Source organism: Escherichia sp. Lx600-2, assembly GCF_036662595.1.
GTDB lineage: Bacteria > Pseudomonadota > Gammaproteobacteria > Enterobacterales > Enterobacteriaceae > Escherichia > Escherichia coli.
Map to the genome: position 1 here is coordinate 110,384 of NZ_JAYQWM010000001.1, position 19,814 is coordinate 130,197.

Genomic DNA, 19,814 nt, shown 5'->3' on the forward strand with positions numbered 1-19,814 from the left:
GACATTTCTCGTCGGCCCGCAAAGCATTAAGCGGCGATTTCAGGTGTACTTTCTTCTTCAATTTTCAACCGCCAGCCAGCCACGCCTTCCCAGTATTCTTGCTCCTTTTCCAGATCAAGCAGTACCAACGCATTCTGACTAAACCAGTCATGCGGGAAACGCAGTGTCCAGTGACTGTCATCAGTAATCAGTGTCAATGTTGGCGGTGTGGTGGTTGCCTGACGTTGATTGTTGAGTAATACGCCAAGGCGCAATAGCTGAATCAGTGGCAGGAACTGTTTCTTCTTAAACAAGGTAAAGCGCGGCAGATCGTCGAGTTTAATCGCTTTACGGTGATAGCGCACCAGTGTCGCCATCATCAGCTGCTGTTCCTGATTAAAACCCGGCAAGTCACTGTTTTGCAGAATATAAGCGGAGTGGCGATGCAAACCGCTGTGGTTGATATTCAACCCGACTTCATGCAGCATGGCGGCCCATCGCAGTAGCGCCTCCAGTTGCGGATGCGCCAGCTTCGGTTGCTGTTCCCGCCACTGTTCGTACATTTGCATAGTGGTATCCAGCACCCGTCGGGCCTGTTCGCTGTCGATGTGATACTGGTTGGCGAGGCTGCTGGCGGTGCGACTACGCACATCCTGATGACGGAAACGTCCTTCCATTTCATACAGTACGCCTTCGCGTAACGCCCCGTCAGAAAGGCGCAGTTCACGGATGGCTAAAGCATCAAACACACCGCATAAAATCGCCAGTCCCGGAACGAAGACTGTTTTCCGCTCTTCGGAAAGACCTGGTAAACTCAGCGATGCGAAATTACGGTGCCGTAAAACTTCTTTTACCAGTTTTTCCAGACGTTCCGGGGTAATTATCCCGTCTTTCTCACCCATTTCCATTAACACTTCATGGGCGGCTTTTATGGTACCGGAAGCGCCCATTGCCACGTTCCAGCCTTGAATTCGAAATTGCCAGGTTAAAGTTTCCAGTTTTTGTGCTGCCGCCATGCGAGCACGCTGAAAATTCTCTTTATTGATGACTCCGCCAGGGAAATAAAGCTGGGCAAAGCTGACACACCCCATCCGGCGGCTTTCAACGAGAATCGGTTCGAAATTTTCACCAATCACCAGTTCTGTAGAACCGCCGCCAATATCAATAACCAGTTTGCGACCTTTTTCCGGTTGGGTATGTTCCACGCCCATAAAAATCAGACGGGCTTCTTCATTACCGGAAATAATTTCAATCGGGTAGGGAATGACCTTTTCCGCACGTTTCAGAAAGTCAGTGGCGTTCAGCGCCTGACGCAGCGTATGGGTACCAACTATACAGACGCTGGCAGGAGAAAACCCTTGTAGTCGTTCGGCAAACAGCGACAGACAGTTTAAACCGCGCGTCATTGCCTCTTCACTCAACATATTATCTGGCCCCAGGCCGTCCGCCAGATGCACCCGCTGTTTCAGGCGGCCAATAATCTGCATGGCACCATCTACCACACGGGCTATGACCATGTGAAAACTGTTTGAACCAAGATCGACCGCAGCAAACTCCTGCGGACGAGGGGATTTATCGTGTATTGGCATAGGGTTATTCAGGTTGTTCGAGTGATTTGATGTAGTCGTAAATCGCCAACTGCGCCCGTACTTTGCGGCGATTGCCGCGGGGAACGTAGCGATTACTGAGTTCTTTATCGATATAACGTGCTTTGACCGTATCGCTGAACAATATATCGATGATGTCCAGCACCCGCTGCTTCAGGCGCGGATCGAGCAGCGGTGTCGCCACTTCAATACGATAATCAATATTGCGCGTCATCCAGTCGGCGGAAGAAAGGTAGACCTTTTTATCGCCGCCATTTTCAAAAATATAAACCCGGTCATGTTCAAGGTAACGGTCAACAATACTGATGGCACGAATGTTGTCGCTAATGCCTTCCAGATTGGGGATCAGCGAACACATTCCGCGAACCAGCAGATTAACCGGTACGCCGGAGCTGGAGGCCGCATACAGACGATCAACCAGGCCTTTATCGACAAGGTTATTTAGCTTCAGGGTGATACCACTGGGCAACCCTTGCTGCGCGTTGGCGATCTCGCGGTCCACCATTTCATATAACAGACGGCGAGAGTTTTGCGGTGACACCATTAAATAATCAAATGTCACCGGACGGTATGGGTTTTCAATAAAGTTGAACACCCGCCGTACTTCGTTAGTGATGCGCGCATCGGCGGTCAGCAACGAATAGTCAGTATAAAGACGCGCGGTTTTTTCGTTAAAGTTCCCGGTCCCGATGTGTGCGTAACGCACCACTTCACCGTTTTCTTTACGTGAAATCAGGAACAGTTTGGCGTGAATTTTCAGACCCGGCGCAGAGAAGATAACGTGCACGCCTGCTTCGGTTAGGCGCTTCGCCCAGTGAATGTTTGCTTCTTCGTCGAAACGCGCCTGTAACTCAACCACCACGGTGACTTTCTTACCGTTGTGTGCGGCGTGGATCATCGAGTCGATGATGCGTGAATCTTTCGCCACGCGGTAAATGTTAATTTTAATCGCCAGTACGCTCGGGTCGAACGAAGCCTGACGCAGCAGTTCCAGCACATGCTCAAAGGTGTGATAAGGATAATAGAGCAACACATCGCGTTCGCGAATGGCATCAAAACCATTGCGGAACTGGGCTTTATCAAACCAAATATGGCGTAAACGCGGCAGTGGTTTGTTCACCAGATTGGCTTTGCCGACATTGGGGAAATTAATAAAGTCTTTAAAATTATGATAACGACCGCCGGGGACGATGGAGTCGTAGCGGGAAATAGTCAGTTTTTCGCGTAAAACTTCAACCAGCGCATTGGGCATATCGCGCTGATAAACAAAACGCACCGGCTCAGCAGTTAAACGCTGCTTGAGACTGGAAGACATCAACTCCATCAGGCTGGCTTCCATCTCATGCACTAAATCGTATTCGGCATCGCGGGTCATCTTCATTGAATAGGCATTCAGCGCGTCATAATCAAAGAAGCCTTTGAAAATATCATCGAGGCAGTAACGCAGAATGTTATCCAGAAGAATCATCGGTTTGCGTCGACGCGGCGCTTCTGGCGGTAAATTCACAAAGCGTGGCACTTTATCTGATGGGATCTCCAGCAGCGCGTAACGTATGGTATCGCCACGGATAATTTCCACCGCCAGATAGGTGTAATCATCTTTCAGGAACTGCACTAAGTCAGTGTCAGGATTGATTAAAATCGGCGTAATGTGCTGACGCAGATACTGCTTAAAATAATGACGCAGCCAGTTTTGTTGATTGACGGAGAGCTGGCGTTCATTAATCAGGAAGATCTGGTTGCGCGCCATCTCCAGCAATAGCTCGTTGTAGAGGCCGTCGAATTCCTGATCGGCTTTCAGCACCCGGGACTGAATTTTGCCCAGTAAATGGCGGGAATGAGAGTTGGAGCCTTGTTCTTCGCTAATAATGATGCGTCGCTTCAGTTCAGCGAAGCGGACTTTATAGAACTCATCAAGGTTATTGGAATAGATCCCCAGGAAACGCATCCTTTCAATCAGCGGGTTAGATTTGTCCGCCGCTTCCTGAAGCACGCGTTCATTGAACGATAACCAACTGAGCTCTTTTTCGATGTATAGCTTTTCCTGACCCATTACCACTTTTACTCCGTTTTATTCACGGGACACTGCCTGGATATTATGGCGAGCAATATTGGCAGATGTCCAACTATGCCAGAAAAGGGGGAAAAAAACTGCTGGAGCTTGCGATTTACAGGTGAATTGAAAAACGCCAGCGGCAGAGCTGGCGCTTTAACTACGGGGCATTACTCGTCGGCAGCGTAGCCCTGCGGCGGCAGACGTTGACCATCCAGCCACGCGGCGTTTTCGTGCATTTTCAGACGACCATCGGCAAACCAGCTAATCACCAGTGGATAAATGGCGTGTTCCTGGGTTTGCACGCGGGCGGTGACGTCATCTTCCGTATCACCAGCAAATACCGGGACTTTCGCCTGTAAAATAACCGGGCCACCGTCCAGTTCATCGGTGACGAAATGCACCGATGTACCGTGCTCTTCATCGCCATTTTCCAGCGCCTGACGATGGGTGTGTAATCCGGGATATTTCGGCAGCAGAGAAGGGTGAATGTTCAGCAAACGCCCGGCATAGTGGGAGACAAACGCCGGGCTGAGAATGCGCATAAAACCAGCCAGCACGACCACATCGGGTGCGTACATGTCGATTTCATGAATCAACTCCCGGTCATAGGCTTCACGACTGTCAAACGCGCTGGCGATGAGCGTATGCGTTGCAATACCCGCCTGGCGGGCGCGTTCAAGGCCGAACGCGTCGGCCTTATTGCTGAAAACTGCCCGTACGGTGCCTTTAATTTTGTTGGTTTTACAGGCGTCAATAATTGCCTGTAAATTACTTCCGTTGCCGGAAATAAGCACCACAATATTCATTATTCGATAACCACGCGTTGTTCGGAATCAGAGGCTTTGATGATACCGATTTTCCACGCGTTTTCACCGTTGGCATTGAGCAGGGCGAGGGCTTTGTCCACTTCCGGAGCAGGCAGGGCGATAATCATCCCGACGCCGCAGTTGAAGGTGCGATACATTTCATGGCGCTCAACGTTACCTGCCGTTTGCAGCCAGTTGAACACTTCCGGCCACTGCCAGGAAGATTCATCAATCACTGCCTGGGTATTATCTGGCAATACGCGCGGAATGTTTTCCCAGAAGCCGCCGCCGGTCAGGTGCGCAATGGCATGCACATCGACCTTTTCAATCAACTCCAGCACTGACTTCACGTAAATGCGGGTCGGTGCCAGCAGATGATCGGCTAATGGCTTACCATCAAGTTCGGTGGTTTGCGGATCACAACCGCTGACTTCAAGAATTTTGCGCACCAGCGAATAACCGTTCGAGTGCGGACCGCTGGAACCGAGTGCAATCAGCACATCGCCGTCGCTGACTTTAGAGCCGTCGATGATTTCTGATTTTTCTACCACGCCCACGCAGAAACCCGCGACATCGTAATCCTCACCGTGATACATCCCCGGCATTTCTGCTGTTTCGCCACCCACCAGAGAACAGCCCGATTGCAGACAACCTTCCGCGATGCCGCTGATCACCGCTGAAGCGGTATCAACATCCAGTTTTCCGGTTGCGTAATAGTCGAGGAAAAACAGCGGTTCCGCACCTTGCACCACCAGGTCATTAACGCACATGGCGACCAGATCAATACCAATGGTGTCGTGACGTTTTAAGTCCATTGCCAGACGCAGCTTGGTACCTACGCCGTCAGTGCCGGAAACCAGCACGGGTTCACGATATTTTTGCGGCAATGCACACAGCGCACCGAAGCCGCCCAGACCGCCCATCACTTCCGGACGACGCGTTTTCTTCACTACGCCTTTGATTCTTCCAACCAGAGCATTACCCGCGTCAATATCAACACCGGCATCTTTGTAGCTAAGAGAGGTTTTATCGGTCACTGCTTGGGTCCCCACGCGTTACTTGCGGTAGAAAAATAAAATTCGGCGCAATTCTAACAGGGAAAGCAAACGTTTGCGAGACTGCTTTACACAACCTTTTTGCACGTCTTTTCCCCAGGCGCGCGGCGAAAGAAGACTTGTGCCAGGGCAAAGGTTAGTTTTCGGATGGAATAATCTTCTTTCATAACCATTTGAATATAAAATAACTTTATCTCAAACCGTTATCATTTTGACTAAAGTCAACGAAAATAATATTGCCGCCTTGAAGAAAGGAGGTATAATCCGTCGATTTTTTTTGTGGCTGCCCCTCAAAGGAGAAAGAGTATGAAGATCGTGGAAGTCAAACACCCACTCGTCAAACACAAGCTGGGACTGATGCGTGAGCAAGATATCAGCACCAAGCGCTTTCGCGAACTCGCTTCCGAAGTGGGTAGCCTGCTGACTTACGAAGCGACCGCCGACCTCGAAACGGAAAAAGTAACTATCGAAGGCTGGAACGGCCCGGTAGAAATCGACCAGATCAAAGGTAAGAAAATTACCGTTGTGCCAATTCTGCGTGCGGGTCTGGGGATGATGGACGGTGTGCTGGAAAACGTTCCGAGCGCGCGCATCAGCGTTGTCGGTATGTACCGTAATGAAGAAACGCTGGAGCCGGTACCGTACTTCCAGAAACTGGTTTCTAACATCGATGAGCGTATGGCGCTGATCGTTGACCCAATGCTGGCAACCGGTGGTTCCGTTATCGCGACCATCGACCTGCTGAAAAAAGCGGGCTGCAGCAGCATCAAAGTTCTGGTGCTGGTAGCTGCGCCAGAAGGTATCGCTGCGCTGGAAAAAGCGCACCCGGACGTCGAACTGTATACCGCATCGATTGATCAGGGACTGAACGAGCACGGATACATTATTCCGGGCCTCGGCGATGCCGGTGACAAAATCTTTGGTACGAAATAAAGAATAAAAATAATTAAAGCCGACTTTAAGAGTCGGCTTTTTTTTGAGTAAAGCGCCTATAACACATAATACAGAGGATAATACTATGACGCGCCGTGCTATCGGGGTGAGTGAAAGACCGCCACTTTTACAGACAATCCCGCTTAGTTTGCAACATTTGTTCGCCATGTTTGGTGCAACCGTCCTGGTGCCCGTCTTATTTCATATTAACCCGGCGACTGTACTGTTATTTAACGGTATTGGAACGCTGCTGTATCTCTTCATCTGTAAAGGGAAAATTCCGGCTTATCTTGGTTCCAGCTTTGCCTTTATTTCACCGGTATTGCTACTGTTGCCGTTGGGGTATGAAGTCGCGCTGGGCGGCTTTATTATGTGCGGCGTGCTGTTCTGCCTTGTTTCTTTTATCGTGAAGAAAGCGGGGACCGGCTGGCTGGACGTGCTGTTTCCACCTGCGGCAATGGGCGCAATCGTTGCCGTCATCGGTCTGGAGCTGGCGGGCGTAGCTGCCGGTATGGCGGGTTTGCTCCCGGCTGAAGGGCAAACGCCAGACTCCAAAACCATCATCATCTCTATTACCACCCTGGCGGTCACGGTTTTAGGTTCCGTGCTGTTCCGTGGTTTCATGGCAATTATCCCGATTTTAATTGGCGTGCTGGTGGGGTACGCGCTCTCTTTCGCAATGGGAATTGTCGATACCACGCCGATTATTAATGCTCACTGGTTTGCGCTGCCAACCCTCTATACGCCGCGCTTCGAGTGGTTTGCCATTCTGACTATTCTGCCAGCGGCGTTAGTGGTTATTGCCGAACACGTAGGGCACCTGGTAGTAACGGCTAATATCGTCAAAAAAGATCTGCTGCGCGATCCAGGTCTGCACCGTTCGATGTTTGCTAACGGCCTGTCGACCGTGATCTCCGGCTTCTTTGGCTCTACGCCAAATACCACTTACGGAGAAAACATTGGCGTGATGGCGATCACCCGTGTTTACAGTACCTGGGTTATCGGCGGGGCGGCGATTTTCGCTATCCTGCTTTCCTGCGTCGGTAAACTGGCTGCCGCTATCCAGATGATCCCATTGCCGGTAATGGGCGGCGTTTCGCTGCTGCTTTATGGTGTCATCGGTGCTTCCGGTATTCGTGTTTTGATCGAATCGAAAGTGGATTACAACAAAGCACAGAACCTGATCCTGACTTCCGTGATTTTGATCATCGGCGTCAGTGGCGCGAAGGTAAACATCGGCGCGGCGGAGTTGAAAGGTATGGCGCTGGCGACCATCGTCGGTATCGGCTTAAGTTTGATTTTCAAACTGATCAGTGTGCTGCGCCCTGAAGAAGTGGTGCTGGACGCAGAAGACGCGGATATAACAGACAAATAATGTACCGACCGGGCAGTGTTGCTGCCCGGTTCAAACATCATGGGATTCTGTGGTAAACTTCTCGCGATTTTGTGAAATCCTGGTTGAGGTATCTCTGAACACACCGGCACAGCTCTCTTTGCCACTTTATCTTCCTGACGACGAAACCTTTGCAAGTTTCTGGCCGGGGGATAACTCCTCTTTACTGGCCGCGCTGCAAAACGTGCTGCGTCAGGAACATAGCGGTTACATCTATCTCTGGGCACGCGAAGGCGCGGGGCGCAGCCATCTGCTGCACGCGGCTTGCGCGGAATTGTCGCAGCGTGGCGATGCGGTGGGCTATGTCCCGCTGGATAAACGCACCTGGTTTGTTCCGGAAGTGCTCGACGGTATGGAGCATTTGTCGCTGGTCTGTATCGACAACATTGAGTGTATTGCAGGCGATGAGTTGTGGGAGATGGCGATTTTCGATCTCTACAATCGAATTCTGGAATCGGGCAAAACACGGTTGTTGATCACCGGCGATCGTCCACCGCGGCAGTTGAATCTGGGATTACCGGATCTCGCGTCGCGACTCGACTGGGGGCAGATCTACAAATTGCAGCCACTTTCTGATGAAGATAAGTTGCAGGCGCTACAGTTACGCGCGCGTTTGCGTGGTTTTGAACTGCCGGAAGATGTTGGGCGTTTCTTGCTGAAGCGGCTCGACAGAGAAATGCGCACGCTATTTATGACGTTGGATCAGTTGGATCGTGCGTCGATTACCGCGCAACGTAAGCTGACCATTCCGTTTGTGAAAGAAATTCTGAAGTTGTAGATAAGGTGTTTATTGTCGGATGCGGCGCGAACGCCTTATCCGAACTACGCGAAGTTAATCCATAATATTCGTAGGCCGGATAAGACGTGGCAAGCGTCGCATCCGGCAATGTGCTTCAACTAGCGATGGAGCACATCTTAACCCACGATTTCCAGTACCTGCTCCGGTGGACGACCAATCCGCGCTTTGCCATTCGCGACCACAATCGGGCGCTCCATTAGCTTCGGATTATCCACCATTGCCTGAATCAGCGCCTCTTCGCTAAGCGAACTGTCAGCCAGGTTCAGTTCTTTATAAAGATCCTCTTTCTGGCGCATCAATTCACGGGCGCTATTCATCCCCAGCATTTTCAGCAAATCGCGCAGCGTTGCCGCATCGGCGGGTGTCTCAAGGTAGAGCACCACTTCTGGCTCCACGCCGTTTTCTTTCAGCAGGTTCAGCGTTTCCCGGCTCTTTGAACAGCGTGGGTTATGGTAGATTTTTACCTGTTTGGTCATTGTTCTTCCTTTAATGCGAATTACATCTTGGTATAAGGCTTAAAGCGTTCCTGCAGCTGGCGCAACTGGTCGATGCGCGCATCGTAACGCGCTTGTTGCAGGCTGCCTAATTTCACCTGCGAACTGGCGCTACTCAACAGCGAAATGGCCTGATCGAGTCGCCCGGCGAGCGCATAACCTTCTGCTCGCGCAGCCAGTTCCTGATCGCGGTTATTTAGCGCGGCTTCCGCCTGTGCCAGTAAATCCCAGCCGTTGCTGTCATCTTTATTGTTAAAAGTGTAGCGATTGAGAATATTGGCCGCTTCTTGTGGTTGACCGCCATGCAGATAAGCGTTTGCCAGGTTGAGCTGCAACACCGGATTGGTGCGCAAATCACGGGCATTTTTCAGGCGATTGATCGCCTCATTGGCTTTGTTTTGCCCAAGATCGATATCGGTAGCCAGATCGAGATACCATGCGTTGCCAGGTTCTGCCGCCAGTAACGGTTGCAGCGTTTTTCGCGCCTCGTCGTATTTATTGGCTTCCATCGCCTGTAAAGCACGACCATATTGCGCCGCTCGTTGCTGACGAACGTTTCCTTTCGCCCATTCATCCAGCAAATCACTGGTGAGCTGGTTACGTCCGGAATTATACATCCCCAGTGTGCGCGCTTTCGCCAGATAGAAATCTTCCGACGACTGCACCACCATCGGGCGCATCTGATTAGCACGGTTGCGGGCATCTGCCAGACGACTTTCCGGCAACGGGTGAGTCAATAAAATTTCCGGCGGACGGGAGGAGTAACGCGCCTGATCGAGTAATTTTTCGAGGAAGGTCGGCATCGCCTGCGGATCGAATCCTGAGCGTTGCAGCACCTGAATACCAATGCGGTCCGCTTCCTGTTCATTTTGCTGGGTGAAACTGATCATCCCCTGGCGCGTTCCCGCCAGTGTACCGGTCAGCGCCGCCATCCCCGCCTGCGGACTGGCCATCGCCAGTAAAATAGAACCTAACGCGCCGACCCAGGTCAGCGGCGCGCTGCGCTGCTGATCTTCCATCGCTCGCGCCAGGTGACGTTGGGTGACGTGGGAGATTTCGTGCGCCATAACTGAAGCCAGTTGACTTTCGTTATCGGAATAACGGAACAGGGCAGAGTGCAGCACCACGTTGCCGCCAAAGAAAGCAAAGGCGTTAATTTCGTCGTTGTTGATCAGAAAGAAATGAAACGGTGTCTTAACCGAATTGGCATGCGAAACCAGACGCATCCCCAGCGAATTAATATATTGCGTTAACAGCGGGTCATTAATTAACGGCGCGCTGCCGCGTAACTGGCGGACATAATAGTCGCCCATCTGCATTTCCTGACCAATGGAAAGCGTGCTTCCTGCGGAGGTTCCCATATCCGGCAAGGTGTCTGCGCTGTCGGCAAACGCCGGGGCTACCTGACCAATGGTCATAGCAGCAATGAGGGTTGCAACCAGGTTTTTTTTCAACTGCCTGAACATAACCTCTATCCTGTATTTCTGAAGATAGTCATTTGACCGATACTGTGAAATATCGTTCCCACCGCGCCGCCTTTGAGTGTAACGGCGAAGATTAGCCCACTCAAATGACTTTTCAGTTTCCTGAATCCGTCATAAAAAGCGAAGTCTTTTTTGTGACATTTCGATACAATTGCGGATCGCAATCCCGCTCTTGAGGTTCAGGGAAGGTCTTTATGCTCGAAATGTTGATGCAATGGTATCGCCGCCGTTTTAGCGACCCGGAAGCGATTGCCTTGCTGGTTATTTTAGTTGCCGGATTTGGCATTATCTTTTTCTTTAGTGGCCTGCTTGCTCCGTTGCTGGTGGCTATTGTGCTGGCCTATTTGCTGGAATGGCCAACCGTGCGCCTGCAATCTATTGGCTGCTCCCGCCGCTGGGCGACGTCGATTGTATTGGTGGTTTTTGTCGGTATATTGCTACTGATGGCGTTCGTGGTACTGCCTATCGCCTGGCAACAGGGCATCTACTTAATCCGCGATATGCCGGGGATGCTCAATAAGCTTTCTGACTTTGCCGCCACGTTGCCGCGCCGCTATCCGGCGTTAATGGATGCGGGCATTATTGATGCAATGGCCGAAAATATGCGCAGTCGGATGCTGACCATGGGCGATTCGGTGGTGAAAATTTCCCTCGCCTCGCTGGTCGGTTTGCTGACCATAGCTGTCTATCTGGTGCTGGTGCCATTGATGGTCTTCTTCCTGCTGAAAGACAAAGAGCAGATGCTGAATGCCGTTCGCCGGGTGCTGCCGCGTAACCGTGGACTGGCAGGACAGGTGTGGAAGGAGATGAATCAACAAATCACCAACTATATCCGCGGCAAAGTGCTGGAGATGATCGTGGTGGGGATCGCCACCTGGCTGGGGTTCTTGCTCTTTGGGCTGAACTATTCGCTGCTGCTGGCGGTGCTGGTCGGCTTCTCGGTACTTATTCCGTACATTGGCGCATTTGTGGTGACCATTCCGGTGGTTGGCGTGGCGCTATTCCAGTTTGGTGCAGGCACGGAATTCTGGAGCTGCTTCGCAGTGTATCTGATTATTCAGGCGCTGGACGGCAACCTGTTAGTACCGGTGTTGTTCTCCGAAGCGGTTAACCTGCATCCGCTGGTGATTATTTTATCGGTGGTGATCTTCGGTGGTTTGTGGGGATTCTGGGGCGTATTCTTCGCCATTCCACTGGCGACGCTGATCAAAGCCGTGATCCACGCCTGGCCCGATGGGCAAATAGCGCAAGAATAATCTTCAGCCCGACGAACTGTTTCGCCGGGCTGATTTTTCAGGATTCCTGACGTAAATAAATAGCCCGATAACACATACTCACCAGCACTGCACCGCCGATAATATTACCCAGCATCACCGGGAGCAGATTGGCGGTAATAAAATGGCTTACCGTCAGTGCCGGAAAATTGTCTGCGCTACTGTGCGCCAGTTGCCAGAAGGAGGTAGGGGCGAAATGGCGAATGGCAATGGCGAACGGAATCACAAACAAATTGGCGATACAGTGCTCAAAGCCACTGGCGACAAACAGGGTGATGGGCAAAATCATGGCGACGATTTTGTCGCATAACGAACGCCCGCAATAACTCATCCACAGCGCCAGGCAAACCATCAGATTGCACATAATGCCGAGGCTGACAGATTCAGTAAATGTATGATGCATTTTGCCCTCGGCGCAGTGTAAAACCGCGACTCCCCACATCGCGTTTTCACTCATCACCAGCCCGGAAAACCAGATTAACAAACTGAAACAGGCAATACCTGCCAGATTACCGCAGGCCACCAGAAGTGCGTTAATCAGCCAAGTTCGCCAACTAATAACGCCCCGACTTTTTGCCATCACCGTCATTACCGACGAGGTGAACAGGCTGGTGCCGCAAACCGCCAGCAAAATAAAGCCGAGTGTAAAGCAAAGGCCGCCCACCAGATGGGTTAATGCCTGTGAAGACGGGGCATCGGCGATAACGGAAAGGTAAAAAGTAAATCCAATCGCCATAAACACGCCAGCGGACATCGCCATTAAAAAGACCGACACTTTACTGCGGGCAATTTTATGGGCGGCAATCCGTTCAGCGATTGCCGCTTTTCTGGCGCTCAACTGCAAGTCGAAAGAGAGTTTATTTCTCATGCATACTCCTGCAAAAGCAGATTACAACACCTCGCGAACCGAGATCCCCAGACGCTGCATTCGTGACAGCAGCGTGGTGCGCTTCATCCCTAATCGTGTCGCCGCGCCACGGGGCCCGGCAACAATGCCATTGGTTTCTCGCAATACCTGAACAATGCGCTGACGTTCTTCTTCGTCATTCTCTGGCGTCGTCGGGTGCAGCAACTGCGCCATTGAACTGCGAAGCGCTGAATCTTCATTTAGCGTCGGCAGTAAACGGCTTTGTCGGACATTTAGATGTAAATTCAGACTGTTACCGCGAGTCAGCAGTACCGCCCGCTCAATCACGTTTTCCAGCTCGCGCACGTTGCCCGGCCAATCCCACGACATCAACTGGCGTAGTGCCTCGGTCGGGATGGCGTCAATTGCGCGATTCATATGGCGCGCCATTTTTTGCGTGAAATGTTTTGCTAAAAGAGGGATATCTTCCGGACGGTCGCGTAGCGGCGGCAATTCCAGTGGGAAGACATTCAGGCGATAAAAGAGATCGCTGCGAAACTGGCGATCTTCAACCATTTGCCACAAATCACGGTTGGTGGCGGCAATGACTCTGACATTCACCGGGATCGTTCTACTCCCGCCGAGACGCTCAATCTCCCGCTCCTGCAATACGCGCAGCAGTTTAGGCTGAAGTTCTAACGGCAGATCGCCAATTTCATCGAGAAACAACGTGCCGCCATCGGCAATTTCAAAACGACCACGATGGGTATTAATCGCACCAGTAAACGCCCCTTTGTCATGACCGAATAACTCACTTTCCAGAAGACTGGCGGGGATGGCAGCGCAGTTGATTTTGACCAGCGGCTTGTCGCGTCGCGGGCTAAGTTGATGGATCGCTCTGGCGATCACCTCTTTGCCAGTTCCGGTTTCACCGCAAATCAACACCGTACTGTCGCTCCTCGCCACAATATCTACCTGCTGGAGCAGGTCTTCCATTGCCTGGCTTTGATAGATAATGTCACCGACGCCCAGATTCGAAAGGAGCTGCTCGCTAAGCTGGTGGTTTTCTTGCTGCAAACTTTCCTGCAAATCGGTCATGCTACGCCAGGCATCGGCATTGCCAACGGCAATAGCGATGCGATCGGCTATGTGTTGTAGTAGCTGGCAGTTTTCCTCACTAAAGAGAGTGGAAGAGGTATGCGCCAGCAACAATGCACCCGGTGTATGGTTGCCAAAGGTAAGCGGTATAAGGAGCGCAGATTCGCAGCCGTTAGATGCAAGTAAGTGTAATAACGGGTCGCGTTGCCAGAGAAACAGATCGTCTGCACGGTGCGTCAAGGTCGGTTGTCGGGTTTGTAGCGTTTGTGTCAGCAATACACTGTCGCCAGGCATATTGCGTGGCAGACACGCACAATGTGAGGCAGAAAGATCGCTGCACCACAGGCTGAACTTCTCGTTCTTTCGATGATCGCCCAGTACCATACTGACTGAAGCCAGACCGAAAAAATGATGGATCTCACGAGCGACGTCAGCGATCAGATCGTCGAGATCAAGATGTGACAGCACTGCATTAGTGATATCCACCAGTACCCGATGATGATCGCAATCTTTCTTCAGCAAACGCAGCGCCACCTGTTGTTCTTCATCATTGAGCCATGATTGCAGAACCGGGGTGATAATGCGTGCCAGCCAGTTAAACAGTGTGCAATCCTGGGGAGTAAAACGGCTGCCGTGGGTACGTATAAAGCGTAGCTCCGCCATTCCTCTACTGCCGAGAAGGACGGCGTGACGCGAATAATCGACCATCTCGCCCTGATACTCTACTGTTGCCGTCACATCGCTGCCATCATCATGGTAGCGGTAATAGAAGTTGCTTTTGAGAACATGCAGTTCAATAAGTTGTACCGGGCTGAACGGCGGCGGCAGCGGGATGAAGGCGCGTAATAAAGACGCCTTGCCGTGTTTCTGTGCTAACCGCTCCGCGAGCATTCCGTTTACCGCTTCAATTGTTATTCCTTGTGGCGGGGCAAACATCGCCTCGTCTGACATAGCCATCAACAGTCCTTATTAATGAGAAATCCTTCTCACGCAATTTTTCTGGCCATCAGATAGATGGCCGGTTCCTGCACAATTTCATCCAACAGATGAATGAATTGAATGCTACGCGCCTGCCACACAGACGTCGCGTCATCCGCCAGTGGCGCGAATGCCCGGGTCAACAGGGCGGTGTGGCTGGTGTCAATAACAATCTCACCAAAAGTCATCACCCCCAGCATCTTACGTCGGGCTTGCTCCTCTTCGACCAGTGCAAGCCAATCTTCGTATTCCGTCAGTGGGCAGCGGAAGGCGACATTCAGACAATCAATCACGCCAACGTGATGACCGATAGCCAGTGAGTAATACATTACCTGAGAGCTGTGTTCCGGCATCTCGTCGCTACTGGCGACAAACTTTTTTCGCAGCGTCCAGAAAACAATTTCCCCGCACTCTTCAGTCATGTAACCCCCGGAGTACGCGAAAGAGTTGCTGAACGATACTATTGAGACGCGGATCGTCGGCTTCGCGCAACCAGGTGTTAACCCGATTTCCTGTAGGATCATCGCTTAAATGGCGCAGGAGACGATCGCAAATTTCTCGCCCCTGACGATAGCCCGCCAGCCGCCGCGCTTCTCGCTCAACGGCGATACGCTGTGATGGCGGGATCTGCGGCCACAGCGGTTGCATAGTCACCCCGGTGGGATCGCGATAATCCACCGCGTGAATCTTCTGTTGCAGCAAACCGAGCGCCACGGCGAAACCGTGAATGGTGGCGGCCGGTGTTGGCGGGCAGCCGGGGATCCAAACATCAATGGGGACAATGGTGTCGCTGCCGCCCCAGACGCTGTAGAGATCGTGGAAAATACCGCCGCCGACACCGCACGCGCCGTAGGAAACACAGATTTTATGATCGGGGGCAGACTCATACGCCCGAAGTGCAGGCATACGCATCGCCCGGGTGACTGCGCCAGTAAATAACAAAATATCGGCGTGACGCGGTGATGAAACAACCTTAATGCCAAAACGTTCTGCGTCGAATACTGGTGTGATGGCGGCAAAAATTTCGATTTCACAGGCGTTGCAGCCGCCGCAATCGACGCGATAAACGTAGGCTGAGCGACGGATATCCTGTAGCAAATGCCGCTTCATCTTTTGCGTTTGCTCGTCTAGCGTGATGGGCTGGCTGACATGTTGTGTAAGCACTGGACTCATAGCTGCTCCTTAGCCACCAGCGGTACATCTGTATCGTCGTTGATCAGCGTCGCGCGTTGTTTGCACTCCGGGCAGACGCTCGCTTGCGCCCGCAACATTTCGCGGTTTTGTGGCGCATTTTGTTGCTGTGCCAACAATTCAGCAGCCAGTGCGACGGTTTTTTGCGGGGCAAACGGGCGTTCGCAACGGCTGCAACGTTGTAGATGGAACGTCGCGCGGGTATAGAGATCGGCTTTATTGGTGACGGTCAGTTCAAAGTTATTGGTAAGCTGGATGGCTCTGGTCGGGCACACTTCTTCACAACGTCCGCAGTAAATACAACGCCCCAGATAGAGCTGCCAGGTGCGCGAATTTTGCTGGTCGTCGGTCTGGATAGTCAGCGCATTTGCCGGACAAGCACAGGCGCAGGCACCGCAGGCAATACATTGGCTGGGCATCAGGTCCGGTTTCCCGCGAAAGCCTGGGCTGACCTCCAGTGGCGCGAAGGGATATTTCACCGTCGCGGTTCCGGCGCGCATAATAGTTTTCAGTAACTTCAGCATCTTCTGTCCTTACTTCAGCGGCGAACGGTTACGATCAATGCCGTAGCGTTCGATCTCTTTATACGGCACGGTTTTTGACTGGCGCTTGCGCACATCAACCAGCGTCACACGGTCGGTACAGGAGTAGCAGGGATCAAGGCTACCGATAATCAGCGGTGCGTCAGAAACGGTATTGCCGCGTAGCATGTAACGCAGCACCGGCCAGTTGGCGTAGGTGGCGGCACGACAGCGCCAGCGGAACAATTTTTGGTTATCACCGAGCATGCTCCAGTGCACGTCTTCACCGCGTGGCGCTTCAACAAAGCCGAGCGCGAATGCGTGAGGTTTATAGCTAAAGCCTTCGGTCAGCAGTGGGGTATCCGGCATGTTGTCGAGAGCAAATTCCAGCATTGCCAGCGAATCAAACGTCTCTTTGACACGGACCATCACGCGGGAGAAAACATCGCCGCCGGTGAAGGTAAACAGTGTTTTTGGAATATTGCCGTAGTCGGCGTAGGGGTGATCAAAGCGCAAATCACGGGCAAAACCACTGCCGCGGATCAGCGGCCCTACAGGGCTATAATCACGGGCGATTTGTCGGTCGAGAATGCCAATGCCCTGAGTGCGTTGTTCCATATTCGGCGTGGCAAGCAGCATTTCTACCAGCTCCGACACGTCGGCGCGCATCTCGCGCACCAGTTTCAGCGTTTGCAGACGTTGCTCTTTGAGAATATCGCGGCGAACACCACCAATCAGATTCAGACCGTAGGTTTTACGCGACCCGGTCAGCAATTCCGCCATTGTCATCGACTTTTCCCGCACGCGGAAAAATTGCATAAAGCCGGTATCAAAACCAACAAAATGGCAGGAGAGGCCAAGGTTGAGCAAATGACTGTGTAACCGTTCGACTTCCAGCAGAATCGAGCGAATGGTATGCGCTCGTTGCGGCACCTCAATCCTCAGTGCATTTTCAACCGAGTTGGTATAGGCCACACTGTGGGCAAAACCGCAAATCCCACACACGCGGTCCGATAAGAAGGTCACTTCGTTGTAGCCCATCCGCGTTTCTGCCAGTTTCTCCATGCCGCGATGGACATAAAACAGGCGGTAATCAGCATCGACAATTTGCTCGCCATCCACAAACAAGCGGAAGTGACCCGGTTCATCGGAGGTGATATGCAGCGGGCCGACAGGGATCACCCGCGCATCGCTGTTGCCCTTATTGATAAACGGATACGTTTCGGAATCAGTCGTCGGTTCAGGGCGCAGTCGATAATCCATCGCATCTTTGCGCAGCGGATGCATATCTTCCGGCCAGTCATCGGGCAACACCAGGCGACGCTGATCCGGCAGGCCAACCGGAATCAGCCCGTACATATCGCGAATTTCTCGCTCGCCCCAGACCGCGGCAGGGACGCGCGGTGTGACTGACGGAAACTCCCGACTGTCGGCATCGACCAGTGCCTTCACCACGATCCAGCATTTTTCGGCCCCTTCCATAGAAAGGGCATAATAAACCGCGTAATGACCGTTAAGTGTCCGCTCGTCGTTGCCAAACAGGACCGGAAGCCAGCCATCATGTTGATAATAAAGATACTGTACAACGTCAGGCAGCAGATTGATTTTCACCGTAATGGTGACCTGTTCAGGCGTTTGTCGCTCTTCATCCAGCACCGCGCCGGGGAACTGCGTTTTCAGGGCGGCGAGAATCGCTTCGCCACGATTTGACGATGAATTAACGTTCACTGTGTTTCTCCGAAACAGATGCGGTGCCTGAAGGCAAAAAATCATGCCAGGTGCTACGTTGTGCAGGCAGGTCGTGCGTCCCTGAGAGGACTATAGTGGAAGCGCCCGCCAGGATCCTGATGACAGGTTGTGGAATATGCGTTCCCATCGCCAGCATCATGACCAGCAGAATCACCATTGGCGAGGTGGTCAACCAGCCGAGATCACCCCGGTTAACGGCCTGCGGCGGTTTCGCCATTAACACCCGCGCAGCCATCCGTACCAGGCCCGCCAGCACCAGCGTTAACAGCAATAACAGCAGGACGATAATCAGCAGATGATTACGTGCCAGTCCGGCGGTAACGGTCATAAATTCGCTAAGAAAAATGTTGAAGGGCGGCATCCCTGCCAGCGCCAGCGCACCGCCGCCAAACAGCACGGCGGTAAATGGCATGATTTTGAGCATCCCACAGACGACGTTGAGATCGCGTGTGCCGTACTTGAGCAGTACATTGCCGGAACCGCAGAACAGCAGCGTTTTTGCCAGACTGTGGTTTAAGGTGTGCAGCAGCGCGGCAAAAATTCCCAGCGGCCCGCCAATGCCTAACGCCACCGCGACCAGTCCCATGTTCTCCACGCTGGAGTACGCCAGCAGACGCTTAATGTCCCGCTGTACCAGAATGAAAAATGCCGCCACGGCAACCGACAACATGCCGAAGATGAGCAATAACCGGTTGGGGAAATCGCTGCCGATGGCCTGGCAAATAATGATGTAATAGCGAATAAGCACCAACAGCGCGCAGTTCAGCAATACGGCGGAGAGCAGGGCGCTGACCGGACTCGGCGCTTCACTGTGAGCATCTGGCAGCCAGGCGTGCATGGGGAATAGCCCGGTTTTAGTGCCAAAGCCAATTAGCACAAACACAAAGGCCAACAGCATTAATGTTGGGTCAAGCAAGGACGATTGCTTAAGAACCTCGCTCCAGAATATCGCCATTTCTGCCTGCGGCATAACGCTGGCGGCGTTGGCGTATACCAGCACGGTACCGAACAGACCAAAAGCGACACCAACAGTACAAATAATGATGTACTTCCATGCTGCTTCCAGCGATGAACGCTGACCGTAAATGCCTACCAGAAACGCCGAGCTTAAGGTGGTGGCTTCGATCGCCGCCCACATCACAATCAGGTTATTGCTGGTAACAACCAGCAGCATGGTGAACAAAAACAGATGGAAGAAACCGTAGTAATCGCACAGCGTAACGGGTGAAAGCTCGCCGTGTGCCACTTCATGACGCATGTAGCCAATCGAGTAAACACCGGTGAGAAAGCCAATCACACCAAGAATGGCGAGGAACAAACCGCCCAGACCATCAATATGAAGCCACAGTCCCGCAGCGAATATTTCTCCTGCATCAGCGGCAGTTTGGACCACCCAGAGTGCCAGAATCAGCAGCAGTGTGATCCCTAAGCAATGTAATACTGTCACCGTGCGAGTCGCAGAGTGCCCCCGTTTCCGGCAGGCAAAACAGAGCAGCGAAAAAAGCAGCGGCGTGAGCAGGAGTAAAGCGAACATCACAGAATAACTCATC

The 19,814-nt window shown here is 52.3% G+C and carries 17 protein-coding genes; 4 read left to right on the top strand and 13 right to left on the bottom strand.

Annotated elements, in window-relative coordinates; translation table 11 throughout:
• Positions 1–26: 26 nt before the first annotated feature.
• From ppx to purM, 4 genes are all read right to left on the bottom strand, one after another.
• Positions 27–1,568, bottom strand: coding sequence for an exopolyphosphatase (ppx, locus tag OQV04_RS00490; protein WP_001121363.1), 1,542 nt, complete (start codon positions 1,566–1,568; stop codon positions 27–29).
• Between the two features lie 4 nt (positions 1,569–1,572).
• The gene (gene ppk1, locus OQV04_RS00495; RefSeq protein WP_000529576.1) at positions 1,573–3,639 is read right to left on the bottom strand and encodes a polyphosphate kinase 1; all 2,067 of its coding nucleotides are present in this window, start codon (positions 3,637–3,639) and stop codon (positions 1,573–1,575) included.
• A 170-nt stretch (positions 3,640–3,809) separates the two neighbouring features.
• Positions 3,810–4,448 carry a phosphoribosylglycinamide formyltransferase gene (gene purN / locus OQV04_RS00500; protein ID WP_001028618.1) on the bottom strand — a complete coding sequence of 213 codons (639 nt, stop codon included), beginning with the start codon at positions 4,446–4,448 and terminating at the stop codon, positions 3,810–3,812.
• Entirely contained in the window at positions 4,448–5,485 is a 1,038-nt protein-coding gene (gene purM / locus OQV04_RS00505; RefSeq protein ID WP_001295474.1) for a phosphoribosylformylglycinamidine cyclo-ligase, read from the bottom strand. The genes purN and purM overlap by 1 nt, the downstream gene beginning before the upstream one ends.
• A 324-nt stretch (positions 5,486–5,809) precedes the next feature.
• Between purM and upp the strand changes: the two genes are divergently transcribed.
• The 3 genes from upp to OQV04_RS00520 all read left to right on the top strand — a co-directional run bounded on the left by upp (position 5,810) and on the right by OQV04_RS00520 (position 8,607).
• A complete protein-coding gene (upp, locus tag OQV04_RS00510) occupies positions 5,810–6,436 on the top strand; it encodes a uracil phosphoribosyltransferase (protein WP_001295473.1) in 627 nt (208 codons plus the stop codon).
• Between the two features lie 85 nt (positions 6,437–6,521).
• Entirely contained in the window at positions 6,522–7,811 is a 1,290-nt protein-coding gene (uraA, locus tag OQV04_RS00515; protein ID WP_032281422.1) for a uracil permease, read from the top strand.
• Positions 7,812–7,905: 94 nt separating this feature from the next.
• Positions 7,906–8,607 (top strand): DnaA inactivator Hda, encoded by a 702-nt coding sequence (locus tag OQV04_RS00520; RefSeq protein WP_001307333.1) that lies wholly within the window; start codon positions 7,906–7,908, stop codon positions 8,605–8,607.
• A 137-nt stretch (positions 8,608–8,744) separates the two neighbouring features.
• Here the strand turns inward: OQV04_RS00520 and arsC are convergent, their stop codons facing one another.
• Positions 8,745–9,104 (bottom strand): arsenate reductase (glutaredoxin), encoded by a 360-nt coding sequence (gene arsC, locus OQV04_RS00525; protein WP_000166449.1) that lies wholly within the window; start codon positions 9,102–9,104, stop codon positions 8,745–8,747.
• Between the two features lie 20 nt (positions 9,105–9,124).
• Positions 9,125–10,588 carry a beta-barrel assembly-enhancing protease gene (gene bepA / locus OQV04_RS00530; RefSeq protein ID WP_032281421.1) on the bottom strand — a complete coding sequence of 488 codons (1,464 nt, stop codon included), beginning with the start codon at positions 10,586–10,588 and terminating at the stop codon, positions 9,125–9,127.
• Positions 10,589–10,800: 212 nt separating this feature from the next.
• Here bepA and OQV04_RS00535 point away from each other — a divergent pair, with 212 nt between their 5' ends.
• On the top strand, positions 10,801–11,862 hold the full coding sequence (locus OQV04_RS00535) for an AI-2E family transporter (protein WP_000892044.1): 1,062 nt from the start codon (positions 10,801–10,803) through the stop codon (positions 11,860–11,862).
• 37 nt (positions 11,863–11,899) lie between these two features.
• Here OQV04_RS00535 and focB read toward each other — a convergent pair whose 3' ends face one another.
• From focB to hyfF, 7 genes are read right to left on the bottom strand one after another with little or no spacing between them, the layout of a single operon-like run.
• Positions 11,900–12,748 carry a formate transporter FocB gene (gene focB / locus OQV04_RS00540; protein ID WP_021557077.1) on the bottom strand — a complete coding sequence of 283 codons (849 nt, stop codon included), beginning with the start codon at positions 12,746–12,748 and terminating at the stop codon, positions 11,900–11,902.
• 21 nt (positions 12,749–12,769) lie between these two features.
• Positions 12,770–14,782 carry a DNA-binding transcriptional regulator HyfR gene (hyfR, locus tag OQV04_RS00545; protein WP_101969491.1) on the bottom strand — a complete coding sequence of 671 codons (2,013 nt, stop codon included), beginning with the start codon at positions 14,780–14,782 and terminating at the stop codon, positions 12,770–12,772.
• A gap of 29 nt (positions 14,783–14,811) precedes the next feature.
• Positions 14,812–15,225 carry a hydrogenase 4 assembly chaperone HyfJ gene (gene hyfJ, locus OQV04_RS00550; protein ID WP_032281419.1) on the bottom strand — a complete coding sequence of 138 codons (414 nt, stop codon included), beginning with the start codon at positions 15,223–15,225 and terminating at the stop codon, positions 14,812–14,814.
• On the bottom strand, positions 15,218–15,976 hold the full coding sequence (gene hyfI / locus OQV04_RS00555) for a hydrogenase 4 catalytic subunit HyfI (RefSeq protein ID WP_032281418.1): 759 nt from the start codon (positions 15,974–15,976) through the stop codon (positions 15,218–15,220). Before hyfI ends, hyfJ begins: the two co-directional genes overlap by 8 nt.
• Positions 15,973–16,518 (bottom strand): hydrogenase 4 subunit H, encoded by a 546-nt coding sequence (gene hyfH, locus OQV04_RS00560; RefSeq protein ID WP_000916058.1) that lies wholly within the window; start codon positions 16,516–16,518, stop codon positions 15,973–15,975. The genes hyfI and hyfH overlap by 4 nt, the downstream gene beginning before the upstream one ends.
• Before the next feature lie 9 nt (positions 16,519–16,527).
• Positions 16,528–18,243 carry a hydrogenase 4 catalytic subunit HyfG gene (gene hyfG, locus OQV04_RS00565; protein ID WP_021557074.1) on the bottom strand — a complete coding sequence of 572 codons (1,716 nt, stop codon included), beginning with the start codon at positions 18,241–18,243 and terminating at the stop codon, positions 16,528–16,530.
• Entirely contained in the window at positions 18,233–19,813 is a 1,581-nt protein-coding gene (hyfF, locus tag OQV04_RS00570; protein ID WP_024248386.1) for a hydrogenase 4 subunit F, read from the bottom strand. Before hyfF ends, hyfG begins: the two co-directional genes overlap by 11 nt.
• Position 19,814 lies beyond the last annotated feature (1 nt).